This is a genomic window from Streptomyces sp. NPDC012474 (assembly GCF_042955185.1).
GTDB lineage: Bacteria > Actinomycetota > Actinomycetes > Streptomycetales > Streptomycetaceae > Streptomyces > Streptomyces cahuitamycinicus.
On sequence record NZ_JBIBEP010000003.1, the window covers coordinates 284749 to 302554 of the forward strand.

18 protein-coding genes are annotated in these 17806 nt (G+C 72.8%); 13 read left to right on the plus strand and 5 right to left on the minus strand.

Annotated elements, in window-relative coordinates:
* The first annotated feature begins 130 nt into the window (after nt 1-130).
* From ACFY9S_RS09520 to glmS, 3 genes are all read left to right on the plus strand, one after another.
* Entirely contained in the window at nt 131-1138 is a 1008-nt protein-coding gene (locus ACFY9S_RS09520) for an ATP-binding cassette domain-containing protein (protein WP_391124877.1), read from the plus strand.
* A complete protein-coding gene (locus tag ACFY9S_RS09525; protein ID WP_391124880.1) occupies nt 1135-1944 on the plus strand; it encodes an ABC transporter permease in 810 nt (269 codons plus the stop codon). The genes ACFY9S_RS09520 and ACFY9S_RS09525 overlap by 4 nt, the downstream gene beginning before the upstream one ends.
* A gap of 108 nt (nt 1945-2052) precedes the next feature.
* On the plus strand, nt 2053-3900 hold the full coding sequence (gene glmS / locus ACFY9S_RS09530) for a glutamine--fructose-6-phosphate transaminase (isomerizing) (protein WP_391124883.1): 1848 nt from the start codon (nt 2053-2055) through the stop codon (nt 3898-3900).
* 108 nt (nt 3901-4008) lie between these two features.
* On the opposite strand, the gene ACFY9S_RS09535 is transcribed toward glmS, so the two are convergent.
* Nucleotides 4009-4368, minus strand: a complete 360-nt coding sequence (locus tag ACFY9S_RS09535; protein WP_391124886.1) for a hypothetical protein — start codon at nt 4366-4368, stop codon at nt 4009-4011.
* A 152-nt stretch (nt 4369-4520) separates the two neighbouring features.
* Between ACFY9S_RS09535 and ACFY9S_RS09540 the strand changes: the two genes are divergently transcribed.
* Nucleotides 4521-4892 carry a holo-ACP synthase gene (locus ACFY9S_RS09540; RefSeq protein ID WP_102912033.1) on the plus strand — a complete coding sequence of 124 codons (372 nt, stop codon included), beginning with the start codon at nt 4521-4523 and terminating at the stop codon, nt 4890-4892.
* Nucleotides 4893-4920: 28 nt separating this feature from the next.
* Here the strand turns inward: ACFY9S_RS09540 and ACFY9S_RS09545 are convergent, their stop codons facing one another.
* Entirely contained in the window at nt 4921-5193 is a 273-nt protein-coding gene (locus tag ACFY9S_RS09545) for a hypothetical protein (RefSeq protein WP_391124890.1), read from the minus strand.
* A 158-nt stretch (nt 5194-5351) separates the two neighbouring features.
* Nucleotides 5352-6521 (minus strand): hypothetical protein, encoded by a 1170-nt coding sequence (locus ACFY9S_RS09550; protein WP_391124892.1) that lies wholly within the window; start codon nt 6519-6521, stop codon nt 5352-5354.
* A gap of 272 nt (nt 6522-6793) precedes the next feature.
* Between ACFY9S_RS09550 and ACFY9S_RS09555 the strand changes: the two genes are divergently transcribed.
* The 5 genes from ACFY9S_RS09555 to ACFY9S_RS09575 all read left to right on the plus strand — a co-directional run bounded on the left by ACFY9S_RS09555 (nt 6794) and on the right by ACFY9S_RS09575 (nt 12021).
* Entirely contained in the window at nt 6794-8242 is a 1449-nt protein-coding gene (locus ACFY9S_RS09555; protein ID WP_391124895.1) for an NAD(P)H-hydrate dehydratase, read from the plus strand.
* A gap of 369 nt (nt 8243-8611) precedes the next feature.
* Nucleotides 8612-9778, plus strand: coding sequence for an alanine racemase (alr, locus tag ACFY9S_RS09560; protein WP_391124898.1), 1167 nt, complete (start codon nt 8612-8614; stop codon nt 9776-9778).
* A 146-nt stretch (nt 9779-9924) separates the two neighbouring features.
* Nucleotides 9925-11184: an alpha/beta fold hydrolase gene (locus tag ACFY9S_RS09565; RefSeq protein ID WP_391124901.1), complete on the plus strand. Its 1260-nt coding sequence runs from the start codon at nt 9925-9927 to the stop codon at nt 11182-11184.
* The gene (gene tsaE / locus ACFY9S_RS09570) at nt 11153-11671 is read left to right on the plus strand and encodes a tRNA (adenosine(37)-N6)-threonylcarbamoyltransferase complex ATPase subunit type 1 TsaE (protein WP_102911879.1); all 519 of its coding nucleotides are present in this window, start codon (nt 11153-11155) and stop codon (nt 11669-11671) included. The genes ACFY9S_RS09565 and tsaE overlap by 32 nt, the downstream gene beginning before the upstream one ends.
* Before the next feature lie 182 nt (nt 11672-11853).
* The gene (locus ACFY9S_RS09575; protein WP_391124905.1) at nt 11854-12021 is read left to right on the plus strand and encodes a hypothetical protein; all 168 of its coding nucleotides are present in this window, start codon (nt 11854-11856) and stop codon (nt 12019-12021) included.
* Between the two features lie 31 nt (nt 12022-12052).
* Here ACFY9S_RS09575 and ACFY9S_RS09580 read toward each other — a convergent pair whose 3' ends face one another.
* Complete coding sequence (locus tag ACFY9S_RS09580) at nt 12053-12619, minus strand: hypothetical protein (RefSeq protein ID WP_391124907.1); 567 nt, start codon at nt 12617-12619, stop codon at nt 12053-12055.
* 111 nt (nt 12620-12730) lie between these two features.
* Here ACFY9S_RS09580 and tsaB point away from each other — a divergent pair, with 111 nt between their 5' ends.
* From tsaB to ACFY9S_RS09600, 4 genes are read left to right on the plus strand one after another with little or no spacing between them, the layout of a single operon-like run.
* Nucleotides 12731-13384 carry a tRNA (adenosine(37)-N6)-threonylcarbamoyltransferase complex dimerization subunit type 1 TsaB gene (tsaB, locus tag ACFY9S_RS09585; protein WP_391124910.1) on the plus strand — a complete coding sequence of 218 codons (654 nt, stop codon included), beginning with the start codon at nt 12731-12733 and terminating at the stop codon, nt 13382-13384.
* A 29-nt stretch (nt 13385-13413) separates the two neighbouring features.
* Nucleotides 13414-13887, plus strand: a complete 474-nt coding sequence (gene rimI, locus ACFY9S_RS09590) for a ribosomal protein S18-alanine N-acetyltransferase (RefSeq protein ID WP_391125503.1) — start codon at nt 13414-13416, stop codon at nt 13885-13887.
* Entirely contained in the window at nt 13880-14968 is a 1089-nt protein-coding gene (gene tsaD / locus ACFY9S_RS09595) for a tRNA (adenosine(37)-N6)-threonylcarbamoyltransferase complex transferase subunit TsaD (RefSeq protein ID WP_391124913.1), read from the plus strand. The genes rimI and tsaD overlap by 8 nt, the downstream gene beginning before the upstream one ends.
* Entirely contained in the window at nt 14965-15222 is a 258-nt protein-coding gene (locus ACFY9S_RS09600; protein ID WP_391124916.1) for a hypothetical protein, read from the plus strand. The genes tsaD and ACFY9S_RS09600 overlap by 4 nt, the downstream gene beginning before the upstream one ends.
* A 135-nt stretch (nt 15223-15357) precedes the next feature.
* Here the strand turns inward: ACFY9S_RS09600 and ACFY9S_RS09605 are convergent, their stop codons facing one another.
* Nucleotides 15358-17670, minus strand: coding sequence for a glycoside hydrolase family 3 N-terminal domain-containing protein (locus ACFY9S_RS09605; RefSeq protein ID WP_391124918.1), 2313 nt, complete (start codon nt 17668-17670; stop codon nt 15358-15360).
* Between the last annotated feature and the right edge of the window lie 136 nt (nt 17671-17806).

The window sequence follows — 17806 nt, forward strand, 5'->3', positions numbered from 1 at the left end:
ATCCGTCACGCGAGTCGATCGCCCCGCTTCCTCCCGAGAAATGCCGGTGCGGGAGGAATGTCAGTGGCGTGCGTCACAGTTGTGGGAGAAGTGGGCCCGGTCCGGGGTCCACGAATGCCTGGGGGTACCCATGACGTACGCGATAGAGGCGGAAGGCCTGGTCAAGCGGTTCAAGGAGACCGAGGCGCTGGCCGGCGTCGACCTGGCGGCCCGCAAGGGCACGGTGCTCGGGCTGCTGGGCCCCAACGGTGCGGGGAAGACGACCGCGGTGCGGATCTTCGCGACCCTGCTGCGCCCGGACCGGGGCAGGGCCCGGGTGGCAGGCCACGACGTGGTCCGGGAGGCCGGGGTCGTACGCTCCCTCGTCGGGCTGACCGGGCAGTACGCGGCGGTCGACGAGAACCTGACCGGGACGGAGAACCTGCTGCTCATCGGCCGGCTGCTGGGCCTGCCGAGGCGGGAGGCGAAGGCGCGGGCCGGTGAACTGCTGGAACGGTTCCAGCTGACCCACGCGGCGGGACGAGCCGCGAAAACCTTCTCGGGCGGCATGCGCAGACGCCTGGACCTCGCGGCCAGTCTGGTGGGGCGGCCCAGCATCCTCTTCCTCGACGAGCCGACCACCGGCCTCGATCCGCACAGCCGTGGTGAGCTGTGGGACCTGCTGCGCGGCCTGGTCGCGGACGGTGCGACCGCCCTGCTGACCACGCAGTATCTGAACGAGGCCGACGTCCTCGCCGACGACATCGTGGTGATCGACAAGGGTCGTGTGATCGCCGAGGGCACGCCGGACCAGTTGAAGGCGCAGGTCGGTGGCCAGGTGCTGGAGCTCAGGCCGATCGCCCGGCAGGACCTCGCGCGGGCGCACGCGCTGGTGACCGGGGCCGCCGGGTCCGAGGCCCGGATCGAGGGCGAGACGGTCACCGCCCCGGTGAAGGACCCCGAGCTCATGCCGGCCGTCGTGCGCGCGCTGGACCGGGAGGGCATCGCGGTCGGGGAGCTGGCCCTGCGCCGCTCCTCGCTCGACGAGGTCTTCCTCTCCCTGACCGGCCACCGCGCCGAGCCGGGCCAGGCCGAGGAGGACGGCGGTGCGGCCGTCCGGGAGGACGAGGAGCTGGAGAAGGCGGTGAGCCCGTCATGACCGCCACCGGCCTCACCGCGCCGGTCACGGGATCCGGTAGGGTGCCCGCCCTCTCCGGGCTGCGGCAGACCTTCACGATGGCCTGGCGGAGCCTGGTCGCCGTCAAGCACAACCCGCTCGAACTGGTCGACTACAGCATCACGCCGATCATGTTCGTGTTCCTGTTCACGTACGTCCTGGGCGGGCAGATGGCCGGGTCGCCCGACGCCTACCTGAAGTACGCGCTGCCCGGGATCATCGTGCAGAACACCCTGTTCATGACGATGTACACGGCTATGGCACTCAACACCGATCTCACCAAGGGCGTCTTCGACCGGCTGCGCAGCCTGCCCATCGCCCGCTCCGCCCCGCTCATCGGCCGGATCACCGCGGACCTCGCGAAGCACCTGTGGGCGCTGCTGCTGATGATCGGCCTCGGCCTGGCGCTCGGGTTCCGGATCACCGGCGGATTCGGCGGCTTCCTGCTCGGGACCCTGCTGGTGGTGGTGTTCGCCGCGGCCGTGTCCTGGAGCGCGGTGCTGATCGGGATGCTGGCCGGCGACGCCGAGAAGGTGCAGGCGTTCGCTTTCACGCTGATCTTCCCGATCACCTTCACCAGCAGCGCGTTCGTCGTCGTCGACACGATGCCCGGTTGGCTCCAGGCGTGGAGCGACGTCAATCCGGTGACACACCTGTCGGACGCGTTCCGGGGGCTGTTGCTGGGCGGGGCGGTGGCGGAGCCGGTGTTGTGGTCGTTGGTGTGGGCGGCGGGTATAGCGCTGGTGTTCTATCCGCTGGCTATGCGGGCTTACCGGGCGAAGGTCTGATCAGCGTTTCATACGGGCTTCATACGGGCCTCACACCCCGGCGGGAATTTCCGATTTCGGGCACAGAACGGGCGGTTCGGCACTCGAATCGACCCTAAGCTGCCGCCCATGTGTGGAATCGTGGGATACGTGGGGCCGCAGCCGGCGCTCGATGTGGTGATGGCCGGGCTGAAGCGGCTGGAGTACCGGGGGTATGACTCGGCGGGCGTCGCCGTCCTGGCCGACGGCGGGCTGGCGGCGGCGAAGAAGGCCGGCAAGCTCCTCAACCTGGAGAAGGAGCTGGACGGCAGGCCGCTGCCGACCGGCGCCACGGGCATCGGGCACACCCGTTGGGCCACGCACGGCGGGCCGACGGACGCCAACGCCCACCCGCACATCGACAACGCGGGACGGGTCGCGGTGGTGCACAACGGCATCATCGAGAACTTCGCCCTGCTGCGGGCCGAGTTGGCGGAGCGCGGCCACGATCTGACCTCCGAGACGGACACCGAGGTCGTCGCGCATCTGCTCGCCGAGGAGTTCTCCTCCTGCGCGGATCTCGCCGAGGCGATGCGGCTGGTGTGCCGGCGGCTGGAGGGGGCGTTCACCCTGGTCGCGGTGCACGCCGACGAGCCGGACGTGGTGGTGGGCGCGCGGCGGAACTCACCGCTGGTGGTCGGCGTCGGTGAGGGCGAGGCCTTCCTCGCCTCGGACGTCGCCGCGTTCATCGCCCACACGCGTTCGGCCATCGAGCTCGGCCAGGACCAGGTGGTGGAGCTGCGCCGGGACGGCGTGACGGTGACCGGCTTCGACGGCCGACCGGCCGACGTCCGCTCGTACCACGTCGACTGGGACGCGTCGGCCGCCGAGAAGGGCGGCTACGACTACTTCATGCTCAAGGAGATCGCCGAGCAGCCCAAGGCGGTCGCCGACACGCTCCTGGGCCGGATCGACGGTTCCGGTTCGCTGACCCTGGACGAGGTGCGGATCCCTCCGGGAGTGTTGCGGGAGATCGACAAGGTCGTCATCGTCGCGTGCGGTACGGCCTTCCACGCCGGGATGATCGCCAAGTACGCCATCGAGCACTGGACGCGGCTCCCCTGCGAGGTGGAGCTGGCGAGCGAGTTCCGCTACCGGGACCCGATCCTGGACGCGCAGACGCTCGTCATCGCCATCTCGCAGTCCGGCGAGACCATGGACACGCTGATGGCGCTGCGGCACGCCCGCGAGCAGGGCTCCAAGGTGCTGGCGATCTGCAACACCAACGGCTCGACGATCCCTCGCGAGTCGGACGCGGTGCTGTACACGCACGCCGGGCCGGAGGTGGCCGTCGCCTCGACCAAGGCGTTCCTCACGCAGCTCGTGGCGTGCTATCTGGTCGCCCTGTACCTGGGCCAGGTGCGGGGCACCAAGTGGGCCGACGAGATCCGGGCGGTGATCCGCGACCTGTCCTCGATCGCCGGGGCGGTGGAGCGGGTGCTGGGCACGATGGAGCCGGTGCGGGAGCTGGCACGCACCCTGGCCTCGAAGAGGACGGTGCTGTTCCTCGGGCGGCACGTGGGGTATCCGGTGGCGCTCGAAGGCGCGCTGAAGCTCAAGGAACTCGCCTACATGCACGCGGAGGGGTTCGCCGCCGGGGAGCTGAAGCACGGGCCGATCGCCCTGATCGAGGAGGACCTGCCGGTGGTCGTGGTGGTGCCGTCGCCGCGTGGACGCTCGGTGCTGCACGACAAGATCGTGTCCAACATCCAGGAGATCCGGGCGCGGGGCGCCCGGACGATCGTGATCGCGGAGGAGGGCGACGAGGCGGTCGTGCCGTACGCGGACCATCTGGTCCGGATTCCCGCGACGCCGACCCTGCTGCAGCCGCTCGTCGCGACGGTGCCGCTTCAGGTGTTCGCGTGTGAGCTGGCGACGGCCCGCGGGAACGACGTGGACCAGCCGCGGAACCTGGCCAAGTCGGTGACGGTGGAGTGAGGGTGGGGGAGTGAGCGGGCCGCGTCTCCCGGACGCGTGAAGAAGGGGGCGAACGGCTGTGCTCCGTTCGCCCCCTCGGCCAGCCGGTCGGGCCGTCGGGTGCCCGGCTCAGATGGGCAGGCAGGTCGCCGGGACCCAGCCTTCCTTGCTGGTGCTGTTGGGGCCGCCGAAGTACCACTTGTTGCTCGTCTTGCCGCAGGCCGTGTAGCTGCCGCCCTTGGTGGGCTTGCGGTCGTCGAAGCAGACAGCGCCCGCCTTGCCCTTGCCCCAGGTGCCGAGTGCCGTGGAGCTCGTCTTGGGCGAGCTGCGGAGGTTGACGGTCTCCTTGGGCTTCACGTTGGTCAGCGCACTGCTGCAGTCCGGCTTCGTGGCCGCCGCGGCGGTGCCGGCGGTGGCGACGGCGCCGGTGAGAGCCGTGGCGAAGAGGGCTACGGCCGTGGCCGCGGTCCCCAGCGACTTGAACTTCATGATGTCCTCCCGTTGCGTGCGATGCCGTTTGCTCATCGCGGTCGGCGCGAACTCTACAGAAGGGAAAGGGAGTTGAAGATCGCAGGGTCGCTCGGGCGGTGCAGCGGGAGCCGTTCCCGCCGGACGTGGCCCGTCACCGTAGGGTGCTGCCCATGAGCATCATCGGGGTCGGCATCGACGTTGCCGAGATCGAACGGTTCGCGGCTTCACTGGAGCGTACGCCCGCGCTGGCCGGGCGGCTGTTCGTGGAGCGGGAGTTGCTGCTGCCCAGCGGGGAGCGGCGGGGGGTCGCCTCGCTCGCCGCGCGGTTCGCGGCCAAGGAGGCACTGGCCAAGGCGCTCGGTGCTCCGGCCGGGCTGCTCTGGACCGACGTCGAGGTATGTGTCGAGGACAGCGGGCAGCCCCGGCTGCGGGTGACCGGGACGGTGGCCGCGCGGGCCGCCGAACTCGGCGTGCGGACCTGGCACGTGTCGCTGAGTCACGACGCGGGCATCGCCTCGGCCGTGGTCATCGCCGAGGCGTGAGACTCCCGCTCAGGGGGTGCGGCAAGCTCTAGGCCAGGCCCCAGAGCAGCGTGACCGTGCCGATGAGGCCGGTCGCACCCAGGACCGTACCGGCCGCCGCTGGCCACAGCCGGCCGGTTCCCCCGCGGGCGTAGTGGAGGCCCATCGCCCCGAAGGTCACCGAGAGCGCTCCGGCCAGTACCGTCCACGGGAACAGGAACGCCCAGGTGCCCACGGCCGAGAAGATGCCGAGGACCAGGGCCGTGGGGCCCAGGGCGGTGGCGGGGCTGTCCCTTTCCCCGGATGCTGTCGAGCTGGTCATGTCTCGTCGATCCCCCTTTCTCGATTGACGTTTTGAACGAGTTCAAAACACGCCTCGATCATACGCCTGGGGACGGGACGGGACGGGACGGGGTGGAGGGCGGGGGTAAGGCCCCGGAGCCCTCGCCGAGTGGGGTGGCGAGGGCTCCGGGAGCAGGGTCAGCAGATCGACTGGCTGCTGTTCACCCGCGTGATGTTGCGGAAGGTCGTGTTCTCACCGCAGGGGCTCTCCCTGATGGCCGAGTTGGTGACCGTCAGGTTCTGGATGGTGATGTCCTTGTTGTTCGGGAACTGCGAGCGGGCGGCCAGGCGCAGCTCGCCGCCGCCCGTGATCGTGCCGCTCTGCGCCGCGAGGCTGACGTTGTAACAGTTCTCGATCAGGACCGAGTTGTTGCCGGTGGCGGAGAGCGTCACCTTGTCGATGACGGCCCCGCCGCTCTCCGAGACGCAGAACACACCACGTCCGCCGCCCCGGGCGACGACCTCGCCGACGCGGATGTTGGTGGGGTAGCCGCTGCCGACCCTGCCGTTGCGGTTGGCCATGCGGAAGGCGGCGTAACCGGTGCCCGTGCCGGCGTTCTCCGCGTCCACCTTGGTGACGCGGGCATTGATGGTCTGGTTCAGCAGCAGGCCCGACTCGCCGACGTTGCGGGCCGTCACCGTGCCGATGGTGATGCCGTCGACGCCGTAGGTCTCGACCGCGTGGCTGGACGCGCCGGAGACGTAGACGTTGTCGATGCGGACGTTGCGCGTCCACTGGCTGGTGTCGCCGCGGTTGTCGATGCGGACGCCCAGGCCGCGGGAGAGGCGCATGTCGATCTGCCCGAGCACCACGTTCTGGACGTTGCGCAGGAAGATGCCGTACAGCGGCGTGCCGGTGAGCTTGAGGTTCTGCACCTCGACGTCGCGGGTGCCGCGCGAGTAGACCGGCGCCTGGTCGCCCGAGCCGCTGCCGGTGACGTTGATCGTGCCGCAGACGTCGAGGACGGTGTAGCTCGGCAGGGAGATGCGGGAGCCCGCCGAGATCGAGCCCGAGCCGCGGACCACGACCCGTTCCTTCGCGGTGCGCCCGGAGGTGAGGCTGTTGACGGCAGCCTGGACGGCCGCGCGCATGTCGGTGCCGGTGTAGACCGTGCGGCCGCCGCGCCGGGCGGTCCAGTTGCCGCCGCTCTGCACGGCTTCGGCCTGGTAGGAGCCGTCGCCACAGGCCAGTGCTCGCGTGGGGGCGGCCGTGGTGGGGGCGGCCATGGCGGGGGCGGTCAGGGTGCCGGCGGCGGTGAGGAGGGCGGTGGCACCGGCGGCGGCCAGTAATGCGGCTCTGTGTCCCATGGGGGCCTCGGTTTCGTCGAACGAGGGGGTGTGTGCAAGCGCTTTCTGTGCGGCCGGGAGTCTGGCAAAGGGGCGGCAGAGCGTCAATGGATGCGACACGCTTCGCAGCGGGCCGGCCGGGCGGGGAGATGCGGGAGGTGCGTGTGAGGGGAGTGGCCGGCCGGGCGGGGATGCGGGAGGTGCTTGTGAGGCGGGGTGGCCTGGCCGGGCGGGGATGCGGGAGGTGCGTGTGAGGAGGAGTGGCCCGGCGGTCGTACGGGAAACTCGACGGCATGCGTACTGCGTACAGCGTGGAGACGGTCCGGACCGCCGAACGGGAGCTGATGGCGCGGCTGCCGGAGGGGGCGCTGATGCAACGCGCCGCCGCCGGACTCGCCGCGGCCTGCGCCGACCTGCTGGGGCGGGTGTACGGGAGCAGGGTGGTGCTGCTCGTCGGCAGCGGCGACAACGGGGGTGACGCCCTGTATGCCGGGGCCCGGCTGGCCCGTCGGGGAGCCGGGGTCTCGGCGGTGCTCCTCGCGCCGGAGCGGACGCACGCGGCGGGGCTCGCGGCGTTGCGGCGGGCCGGGGGGCGGGTCGCGGGGGCCGGTGCGGGCGAGGCGCTTGTGGAGTGCGAGGCGCTCGTGGAGGGCGCGGACCTCGTCCTCGACGGGATCGTCGGGATCGGCGGGAAGGGCGGGCTGCGGCCGGACGCCGTGCCGTTGGCGGCTGCCGCCGGGCGGTCGAGGGGGGCCGTCGTCGCCGTCGATCTGCCGAGCGGCGTCGACGCCGACACCGGCGAGGTGCACGGGGTCGCCGTACAGGCCGATCTGACCGTGACGTTCGGGACGCACAAGCCGGGACTCCTGATCGATCCCGCCCGGGAGTACGCGGGCTCGGTCCGGCTCGTCGACATCGGGCTGGAACTGCCCGCCGAGCCGGAGCTGGAGGCGTTGCAGCACCTGGATGTGGCCCGGCTGCTGCCGGTGCCGCGGGCGGAGAGCGACAAGTACCGGCGGGGCGTGGTCGGGATCGCCGCCGGGTCGGCGCGGTATCCGGGGGCCGCTGTGCTGGCCGTGTCGGGCGCGCTGCGGGGCGGGGCCGGGGCCGTGCGCTACGTCGGGCCGGCCGGGGACGCCGTCATCGCGCGGTTCCCCGAGACGCTCGTGTCGGACCAGGGGCCGAAGCAGGCAGGCCGGGTGCAGGCGTGGGTCGTCGGGCCGGGGGCCGGGGACGACGCGGCGACGGTCGCGGAGGTGCTGGCGGCGGACGTGCCGGTGCTGATCGACGCGGACGGGCTGCGGCTGGCGGACGCGGAGGTCGTGCGCGGGCGGCGGGCGCCGACGCTGATGACGCCCCATGCCGGGGAGGCCGCGGCCCTGCTGGGTGTGGAGCGGGGGGAGGTCGAAAGGGGGCGGCTGACCGCGGCGCGGGAGCTGGCGCGGCGGTACGGGGCGACCGTGCTGCTGAAGGGGTCCACGACGCTGGTGGCCGACTCGGGGGGCGGGGCGGTGCGGGTGAACCCGACCGGGACGGGGTGGCTGGCCACGGCCGGGAGCGGGGACGTGCTGTCCGGGCTGGGCGGGTCGTTGCTGGCGGCGGGGCTGTCCGCGATGGATGCGGGGAGTGTCGGGGCGTATCTGCACGGGTTGGCCGGGCGGTTGGCGGCGGAGGGGGCGCCGGTGGGGGCGCATGACGTGGCCGACGCGCTTCCGGGGGCTTGGCGGAATGTTCTGGGGTGAGGGGTGAGGGATGTTGCCCGGGGGTGAGGTTGAGGGTTGATTGCGGGTGCGGGTGCGGGTGCGGGTGCGGGTGCGGGTGCGGGTGCGGGTGCGGGTGCGGGGCGGTGGGGGTTGCTGTGGGAGTGGGTCGCCCCCTCCGCCCCTTCCCGTCCCGACTCCGGGGGCTGCCGCTCCCTGGCCCCCGCTTCGGCCTGGACGGCCTCGTCCTCAAGCGCCGGACGGGCTGGTGGTGGTTGAGCGGCATGGTCGGGTGCGGCGGACGGCTGGTGGTTGAGCGGCGTCGGAGCAGGGCGACCGGGTGTCCGCGCGCGGGCGGCGGCCCGGGACGTAGCGGACCTGCTGCCGGAGCCCTCTGAGACACTGGGCGCGATGAGCGAGAGAACAGCCCCGACCGCGCCCCTGCGGGCCCGTGCCGAGATCGACCTGGCCGCCCTGCGGGCCAATGTGCGGGCCCTGCGCGCCCATGCTCCGGGCGCGGCCGTGATGGCCGTGGTCAAGTCCGAGGCATACGGCCACGGGGCTGTTCCGTGCGCTCGCGCGGCCGTCGCCGCGGGGGCGAGCTGGCTGGGCACGGCCACGCCCGAGGAGGCCCTCGCCCTGCGGGCCGCCGGGCTGCCGGGCCGCATCATGTGCTGGCTGTGGACACCCGGCGGGCCCTGGCGCGAGGCGATCGAGGCCGAGCTGGACGTGTCCGTCAGCGGGATGTGGGCCCTGGCGGAGGTCGTCGAGGCGGCCAGAGGAGCCGACCGGTCCGCCCGCGTGCAGCTCAAGGCCGACACCGGCCTCGGGAGGGGCGGCTGCCAGCCCGGGCAGGACTGGGCCGAGCTGGTCCGGCAGGCGCTGCGGGCCGAGGCCGAGGGGCTGCTGCGTGTCACGGGGCTGTGGTCGCACTTCGCCTGCGCCGACGAGCCCGGGCATCCCTCCATCGCCGACCAGCTCGGCGTGTTCCGGGAGATGGTCGCGTACGCCGAGGGGCAGGGCGCGCGGCCCGAGGTCCGGCACATCGCCAACTCGCCTGCCACCCTCACGCTCCCCGAGAGCCACTTCGACCTGGTCCGCACCGGCATCGCCACCTACGGCATCGCGCCCAGCCCCGAGCTGGGCACCCCGGCCGACTTCGGACTGCGGCCGGTGATGACGCTGTCCGCCTCGCTGGCCCTGGTCAAGCAGGTCCCGGGCGGGCACGGAGTCAGCTACGGCCACCGGTACGTGACACCCGGCGCGACCACCCTCGGCCTGGTGCCGCTGGGCTACGCCGACGGCATCCCGCGACATGCCTCCTCGGCCGGGCCGGTCCTGGTCGAGGGCAAGTGGCGCACGATCGCCGGGCGGGTCGCCATGGACCAGTTCGTGGTGGATCTGGGCGGCGACAAGCCCGCGGCGGGGGCCGAGGCGGTCCTGTTCGGGCCCGGGGACCGCGGAGAGCCCACCGCGGAGGACTGGGCCCAGGCGGCCGGAACCATCGCCTACGAGATCGTGACCCGGATCGGAACGCGTGTTCCTCGCGTCTATGTGAACGAGGAACGGGACAGGTAACCCGCACGGGGAACCCGTCACGCGAGGAACACCAGGAACACCGGGAACACCGGGAACACCAGGCACCTGGCAGCACCACCATCGGCCCACCGGTTCACCCGACCGGGTGAGCCACCCGACCAGCACCCGGCGAAGAGGAGCGGTACGTGAGCGAGAGCAGTGCGGAGGTCGTCGCGGACGTCGCCTCCGCGGCCGTCGCGGTCTCCGCCGCGGGGGCCGCGGGGGGCTGGCGCCGGGCGACCGGCATCGCCGGCGTGGCGATAGGCGTGGTGGCCGCGGGTGCCGCCGCCGGCGTCGCCCTGGAGCGGATGACGGTCGGCCGCGGCATGCGGCAGAAGGCCCGGCTCGCCCTGGACTCCGCGGGGCCGTACGGGGCGCTGCGCGGCATGCCCGGCAAGGCGTTCGCCGACGACGGCACGGAGTTGTACTACGAGGTCGACGACCTCGACGCGGAGGCCGCTCCCGCCGCCATCGGCCCGCGCCGCCGACGGCTCTTCGGCCGCAAGTCCCCGGCCCCCGTCACCGTCGTCTTCAGCCACGGCTACTGCCTCAGCCAGGACTCCTGGCACTTCCAGCGGGCCGCCCTGCGGGGCGTCGTACGGACCGTGCACTGGGACCAGCGCAGCCACGGCCGGTCCGGGCGGGGCGTGGCCCAGACGCGGGACGACGAACCGGTCACCATCGAGCAGCTGGGCCGGGACCTGAAGGCCGTCATCGACGCGGCCGCCCCCGAGGGGCCGCTCGTGCTCGTCGGGCACTCCATGGGCGGCATGACGGTGATGGCGCTGGCCGACCAGTACCCCGAGCTGATCCGGGAGCGGGTCGTCGGGGTCGCCTTCGTGGGGACGTCGTCGGGGCGGCTCGGCGAGGTCAACTACGGTCTGCCCGTCGCCGGGGTCAACGCCGTGCGGCGGGTGCTGCCCGGGGTGCTGAAGGCGCTGGGGCAGCGGGCCGAGCTGGTGGAGAAGGGGCGCCGGGCGACCGCGGACCTGTTCGCCGGGGTCATCAAGCGGTACTCGTTCGCGTCCCGGGACGTCGACCCGGCCGTCGCCCGGTTCGCCGAGCGGATGATCGAGAGCACGCCGATCGACGTGGTCGCCGAGTACTACCCGGCGTTCAACGATCACGACAAGACCGAGGCGCTCGTTCACTTCGCGGACCTGCCGGTGCTCGTCCTGGCCGGGGTGCAGGACCTGGTCACGCCGAGTGAGCACAGCGAGGCCATCGCCGATCTGCTGCCGGACGCCGAGCTGGTGCTGGTGCCGGACGCCGGGCACCTGGTGATGCTGGAGCACCCGGAAGTGGTCACCGACCGGCTCGCCGACCTGCTCACCCGCACGGGTGCCGTGCCCGCAGGGGCTACCGTGAAGGGCTATGGAAGCAGCAGCACCGCACAGCCCGGCTGAGCCCGGATCCGTACAGATCGTCGTCACGTCCCCCGAGCAGATGCGGGAGCTGGGCCGCCGGCTCGCGAAGCTGCTGCGCGCGGGTGACCTGGTGATGCTCAGCGGAGAGCTCGGCGCGGGCAAGACGACGCTGACCCGCGGCCTGGGCGAGGGGCTCGGCGTGCGCGGGGCCGTCACCTCGCCGACGTTCGTGATCGCCCGGGTGCACCCCTCGCTGGGCGACGGTCCGCCCCTGGTCCACGTCGACGCCTACCGGCTCTCCGGCGGTCTCGACGAGATGGAGGACCTCGACCTCGACGTCTCGCTGCCCGACTCCGTGGTCGTCGTGGAGTGGGGTGAGGGCAAGGTCGAGGAGCTGACGGAGGACCGGCTCCAGGTCCTGATCCACCGGGCGGTGGGCGACACGACCGACGAGGTCCGGCAGATGACGGTCACCGGTGTGGGGGAACGCTGGGCCACGGCGGACCTGAGCGTCCTCGCCGCCTGAGCATCTGAGCGTCCTCGCCGCCTGAGCCTCCCGCGTGCGTCCTGGTGTGCGGTCATTCGATGAACGTTCCGACAAGACGTCGGCAAGATGTTGCGTTCGGTGTCTCATGCGTGGTCACATGGTATCCAGTTCGTAGTTAGGTGTACCTAACTTCGTCGGGCCCGATCCTTCGGGAGGCGTCCATGTCGGCTACAGAGAGCAAGGGGCAGCCGCAGCGGTTCGCGGTCGCCGGGGTGTCCATGCGCGACCTGCTGGCGGCCGGCGAGGCAGCGGCGCTGATCTCCACACCGCCGCGCGCTCCCGACCCGGAGCTCTCCGAGCGGGCCCCCGTGCACCGGGAAGCGGCCTAGTCGGGGTCGACGACTCTGTCGGTCACCAGACCTAGCGGACGACCACGACCCTGCGGCCGATCGTCGCGAACGTCCACATCGCGTCACCGTCCGCGCGGGACTCGCGGATGCCGCCCGTGCGGACCTTCGGGTCGGGGACGGGCGCGGGGGCGCTCGGGCCGCCCACGGCCGCGCTGAAGCCGATGACCACGCCGTCCACGTCGGCGAAGCGCACCACGTGCTCGACCGGGACGCCGTCGGAGCCGGTGACCGCGTTCGAGCGGGACGTCACCGAGTAGCTGCCCGGGGCCGGGTCCACCGTGCTCGGCTCGACCTCGAACGTGCGGCTGACCGCCTCGTCCCCGGCGACCAGCCAGACCCGGTCGCCGCGCAGCGAGTACACGACCCGGGCGCCCTTGCCGGAGTCGCCGGGCAGTGCGGTGGGGTCCCTCTTGACCTGGGGTGCCTTCGACGTACCGGCCGCCGGTGCGGCGCCCGTCCGCGCTGCCGTGCCGAGCCCGGCCGGAAGGGTCTCGGCCGCCTGGTGGGCGAGGTAGCCGACCGTCGCGAGGGCCGCGGCGGTGAGCCCGGCCACGATTCCCGAGCTGCTGGCTGACACCGGAGTCCACCTCACGTCGTATCGCTGTCGTGACGGTAGGTGACGGTAGCAGCAGGTGACGACCCGACAGGCGCGACCGACACGGCCCCCGGGGAGCCGTAGGCTGTTTGCGTGCTCTTGCTCGCTCTGGATACCGCCACGCCCGCCGTCACCGTCGCGCTGCACGACGGACGCGATGTCATCGCCTCGTCGAGTCAGGTGGACGCGCGGCGGCACGGGGAACTGCTGCTGCCGGCGATCGACCGGATGCTCGACGAGGCCGGTCTGCGGCTCGACGCCGTCACCGGGATCGTCGCCGGGATCGGTCCCGGACCGTACACCGGGCTGCGCGTCGGCCTGATGACCGCGGACACCTTCGGGCTCGCGCTCGGTGTCCCCGTGCACGGCGTGTGCACGCTGGACGGTCTCGCCTACGCAGCCGACCGGGAGGGCCCGTTCGTCGTAGCGACCGACGCCCGCCGCAAGGAGGTGTACTGGGCCCGCTACGCCGACTCCCGCACCCGGGTCACCGACCCCGCCGTGGACCGGCCCGCCGACATCGCCGAGCGGGTCGCGGGGCTGCCCGCGGTCGGCGCCGGCGCGCTGCTGTACCCGGACACCTTCCCCACGGCGTACGAGCCGGAGCACGTGTCCGCCGCCGCCCTCGCCCGGCTGGCCGCCGAGAAGCTGGCAGCGGGCGAGGAACTCCCCGCGCCCCGGCCGCTGTACCTGCGCCGCCCCGACGCCCAGGTCCCCAAGAACTACAAGGTGGTCACCCCCAAGTGACCGAAGCCGTGACGTGCGCGCTGCGCGAGATGCGCTGGTGGGACATCGACGCCGTGCTGGAGCTGGAGCGGAACCTGTTCCCCGAGGACGCCTGGTCCCGGGGCATGTTCTGGTCCGAGCTGGCCCACGCGCGGGGGCCCGAGGCCAACCGGCGGTACGTGGTCGCCGAGGCCGGCTCCCGGATCGTCGGGTACGCCGGTCTGGTCGCCACCGGTGAGCAGGCCGACGTCCAGACCATCGCCGTGTCCCGGAACCTGTGGGGCACCGGCCTCGGCGGACGGCTGCTGGCCGAACTGCTGCGGGCGGCCACCACCTTCGAGTGCGCCGAGGTGATGCTGGAGTGCCGGGTCGACAACGTCCGCGCACAGAAGCTGTACGAGCGCTTCGGCTTCGAGCCCATCGGTTTGCGGCGCGGCTACTACCAGCCCGGGAACGTGGACGCCCTGGTGATGCGCCTGACCGCCCCCGAGAACTCCGTACAAGGAACCGAGATCAATGGCTGACGAACCCCTCGTGCTGGGAATCGAGACGTCCTGCGACGAGACCGGCGTCGGCATCGTGCGGGGCACCACCCTGCTGGCCGACGCCGTCGCCTCCAGCGTCGACGAGCACGCCCGCTTCGGCGGCGTCGTCCCGGAGGTCGCGAGCCGCGCCCACCTGGAGGCGATGGTCCCCACCATCGACCGCGCGCTGAAGGAGGCGGGCGTCACCGCCCGCGACCTCGACGGCATCGCCGTCACCGCCGGTCCCGGTCTCGCCGGTGCCCTGCTGGTCGGCGTCTCCGCGGCCAAGGCCTACGCCTACGCGCTCGGCAAGCCCCTCTACGGCGTGAACCACCTCGCCTCGCACATCTGCGTGGACCAGCTGGAGCACGGGGCGCTGCCCGAGCCGACCATGGCCCTGCTGGTCTCCGGCGGCCACTCCTCGCTGCTGCTGTCCTCGGACATCACCTCCGACGTCCGCCCGATGGGCGCGACCATCGACGACGCGGCCGGTGAGGCCTTCGACAAGATCGCCCGCGTGCTGAACCTCGGCTTCCCGGGCGGCCCGGTCATCGACCGGTACGCGAAGGAGGGCGACCCGACGGCGATCGCCTTCCCCCGGGGCCTGACCGGCCCGCGCGATGCGGTCTACGACTTCTCCTTCTCGGGGCTGAAGACCGCGGTGGCCCGCTGGATCGAGGCCAGGCGGGCGGCGGGCGAGGAGGTGCCGGTGCGGGACGTGGCGGCCTCCTTCCAGGAGGCGGTCGTGGACGTGCTGACCCGAAAGGCCGTCCGGGCCTGCAAGGACGAGGGCGTCGACCACCTGATGATCGGCGGCGGCGTGGCGGCCAACTCGCGGCTGCGCGTCCTCGCCCAGGAGCGCTGTGAGGCCGCCGGGATCCGGCTGCGCGTGCCGCGGCCCAAGCTGTGCACGGACAACGGCGCGATGGTCGCCGCCCTCGGCGCCGAGATGGTCGCCCGGGGCCGGGCCGCGTCGAGCTGGGACCTGTCGGCCGACTCCTCGCTTCCGGTGACGGAGCCTCACGTCCCGGGCGGCCACGACCATGTGCACGAGGTCAGCAAGGAGAACCTCTACTCGTGACGGTCGCGTTGATGTGGGAGGCCCGGGCCGTGCCCGGGCGCGGGGAGGACCTGCTCGCCTGGGCCCGCGCCCAGGAGCTGCCGCATGAGCCGCTGCGCCGCGAAACCCTGCGCGCTCCCCAGGACCGGGTCCTCATCCTGACCTGGTGGGACGCCCCTCTCGACGCCGACCTGCCCGAACTGCCCGAGCCGGACGGAGAGCTGGTCACCCGGCCGGTGCATCGCTGGCGGTTCGAGTCGGTGGCGGTCGACTGACCGGGCCGGTCATCCGAGGGCCGGGGACACCTCCGTCTCACAGCGCAGCCGCCGGTCCGCTCCGGCCTCGCGGACCGGGCCGGTGAGCGTGAGGTGCGCCGTGTGGCGTACGTCCGTGCTGGATGACCGGGCCGGTCATCCGAGGGCCGGGGACACCTCCGTCTCACAGCGCAGCCGCCGGTCCGCTCCGGCCTCGCGGACCGGGCCGGTGAGCGTGAGGTGCGCCGTGTGGCGTACGTCCGTGCTGGACGCCGCCAGCCGCAGTTCCAGGGCGCCCGGTTCGACCACCCTGCGGCCCGAGCGGTCCGTGAAGGACGACAGGTCCGCGTGGAAGCGGAACGTGACCCGGGCCGCCTCGCCCGGGGCCAGTTCCACCCGCCGGTAGCCGATCAGCCGTACGTCGGGGCGGGTCACCGAGGCCACCGGGTCGTGCAGGTACAGCTGCACGACCTCCGCGCCCGCGCGCCCGCCCGTGTTCCGGACGGTCACCGACACGTCGTGGGAGCCGTCGGTGCCGAGCTCGGCCGGTTCCGTCGAGGTGCAGTCCTCCCAGGCGAACGCCGTGTACGAGCGGCCGTGGCCGAAGGCGTACAGCGGGGTCGGGTCGAGGTTGCTGACCTCGCCCGCCAGGCCCAGGGGCGGCTGGAGGTAGGTCCAGGGCTGCCCGCCGGGGACCTGCGGGACGCTGACGGGCAGGCGGCCCGAGGGGTTCACTCGGCCCGCGAGGACGCCCGCGACCGCCGGGCCGCCCTCCTCGCCCGGGAAGAACGCCTGGACGACCGCGCCGAGGCGGCCGTGCCAGCGGCCCAGGGCGTAGGGGCGACCCGTCAGCAGCACCAGCACCACGGGGACGCCGGTGGCGACCAGCGCGTCCAGCAGCTCGCCCTGGGCGCCAGGCAGGCCGAGGTCGCTCGCGTCGCAGCCCTCGCCCGAGGTGCCGCGGCCGAACAGGCCCGCCCGGTCGCCGAGGACCGCCACGCACACGTCCGCCTCGGCGGTGCGGGCGACGGCCTCCTCGAAGCCGGCGGTGTCCGGGTCCGTCACGTCGCAGCCCTGAGCGAACGTCACCTTGGCGTCGGGGAGTTCGCCGCGCAGGGCGTCCAGGAGGGTCGGAATCTCGATGCCGGCCGGCACCTCGGGGTGGTGGGTGAGGACGTGGGACGGGAAGGAGTAGCAGCCCAGCATGGCCAGGGCGTCGGCCGCCCGGGGACCGACCACCGCGATCCGGGTGTCCGGGGCCAGCGGGAGCAGGCCGTCGGGGTTGTCGAGCAGGACCACCGACTCCTCGGCCAGGCGGCGGGCCAGGATGCGGTTGCCCGTCGAGTCGAGGTTGACCTCGGCGGCCGGCTCGGGAGTCCAGTCCTCGTCCAGCAGGCCCAGTTCGCACTTCTGGAGCAGGACGTGGCGGGCCGCCCGGTCCACGAGCTCCTCGGGGACCTCGCCCGCCCGGACCGCCTCCAGCAGCGGCCGGCCGTAGCACTTGACGGTGGGCAGTTCGACGTCGATGCCGGCGGTGAGGGCCGCGTGGGCCGCCTCGGCCGGGGCGCCGGCGACGCGGTGGAGGGTCTGGAGGAACGCGATGCCGAAGTAGTCGGCGACGACCGTGCCGGTGAAGTCCCACTCCTCGCGCAGGAGACGGGTCAGCAGCCCCGGGTCCGCGGAGGCCGGTACGCCGTCCGTCTCGGTGTAGGCGGCCATCACCGAGCGGGCGCCGCCCTCGCGCAGGGCCATCTCGAAGGGCGGGAGGGTGACGTCGGCGAACTCGCGAACGCCGGCCCGCACCGGGGCGAGGTTGCGGGCACCCGCCGAGGAGGCGTACCCGGCGAAGTGCTTGAGCGTGGCGACGACCCCGGCCGACTCCAGGCCCCGCACATAGGCCGCACCGACCGTGCCGACCAGGTACGGGTCCTCGCCGATCGTCTCCTCCACGCGGCCCCAGCGCGGATCGCGTACGACGTCCAGCACGGGCGCGAGCCCCTGGTGCACGCCGACCGAGCGCAGGTCGTCGCCGATGCGGCGGGCCATCTCCTCGACCAGCGGCGGATCCCAGGTCGCGCCCCAGGCGAGCGGCACCGGATAGGCCGTGGCCTGCCAGGCGGTGAAGCCGGCCAGGCACTCCTCGTGCGCGATCGCCGGGATGCCGAAACGGCCGGCCTCGGCGATGCGGCGCTGGGCGCGGGCCAGTGCCTGCGCGCCCAGCGCCGGGTCCACGGGGGCGGTGCCGAAGGAGCGGGTGAGCTGGCCCAGGCCGTGGGTGATCAGCTCCTCCCAGTCGTACTCGACGGCCATGTCGTGCTGGTGCGGAGCGACCCCGTCGCCGTCCGTCGCGGCGCCCACCCACACGCCGTACAACTGGGCGGTCTTCTCCTCCAGGGTCATCCGGGAGAGCAGGTCGTCGACGCGGACGGCGGCGGGCAGCGCGGGGTCACGCCAGGGCGCGGTGGTCATGAAGCTCCTGTCGGGTGGACGGACGGCCCTCTCACGAACGTTTCAACGAATGTTTCGATGCCAACTTCGAATGTTCCGGGAACCTATGGCGGTGCGAGGACTTCGTCAAGGGGGCCGGCAGGGTTACGATCGCCGC

Excerpts from the sequence above, each read along its gene's own strand:
- ACFY9S_RS09555 (WP_391124895.1), top strand. The coding sequence starts at position 6,794 with ATGCGTACTGCGTACAGCGTGGAGACGGTCCGGACCGCCGAACGGGAG.
- tsaD (WP_391124913.1), top strand. The coding sequence starts at position 13,880 with ATGGCTGACGAACCCCTCGTGCTGGGAATCGAGACGTCCTGCGACGAG.
- ACFY9S_RS09545 (WP_391124890.1), bottom strand. The coding sequence starts at position 5,193 with ATGACCAGCTCGACAGCATCCGGGGAAAGGGACAGCCCCGCCACCGCC.
- glmS (WP_391124883.1), top strand. The coding sequence starts at position 2,053 with ATGTGTGGAATCGTGGGATACGTGGGGCCGCAGCCGGCGCTCGATGTG.
- ACFY9S_RS09540 (WP_102912033.1), top strand. The coding sequence starts at position 4,521 with ATGAGCATCATCGGGGTCGGCATCGACGTTGCCGAGATCGAACGGTTC.
- rimI (WP_391125503.1), top strand. The coding sequence starts at position 13,414 with ATGCGCTGGTGGGACATCGACGCCGTGCTGGAGCTGGAGCGGAACCTG.
- ACFY9S_RS09520 (WP_391124877.1), top strand. The coding sequence starts at position 131 with ATGACGTACGCGATAGAGGCGGAAGGCCTGGTCAAGCGGTTCAAGGAG.
- ACFY9S_RS09535 (WP_391124886.1), bottom strand. The coding sequence starts at position 4,368 with ATGAAGTTCAAGTCGCTGGGGACCGCGGCCACGGCCGTAGCCCTCTTC.
- tsaE (WP_102911879.1), top strand. The coding sequence starts at position 11,153 with ATGGAAGCAGCAGCACCGCACAGCCCGGCTGAGCCCGGATCCGTACAG.
- ACFY9S_RS09550 (WP_391124892.1), bottom strand. The coding sequence starts at position 6,521 with ATGGGACACAGAGCCGCATTACTGGCCGCCGCCGGTGCCACCGCCCTC.
- ACFY9S_RS09605 (WP_391124918.1), bottom strand. The coding sequence starts at position 17,670 with ATGACCACCGCGCCCTGGCGTGACCCCGCGCTGCCCGCCGCCGTCCGC.
- ACFY9S_RS09575 (WP_391124905.1), top strand. The coding sequence starts at position 11,854 with ATGTCGGCTACAGAGAGCAAGGGGCAGCCGCAGCGGTTCGCGGTCGCC.
- alr (WP_391124898.1), top strand. The coding sequence starts at position 8,612 with ATGAGCGAGAGAACAGCCCCGACCGCGCCCCTGCGGGCCCGTGCCGAG.
- ACFY9S_RS09525 (WP_391124880.1), top strand. The coding sequence starts at position 1,135 with ATGACCGCCACCGGCCTCACCGCGCCGGTCACGGGATCCGGTAGGGTG.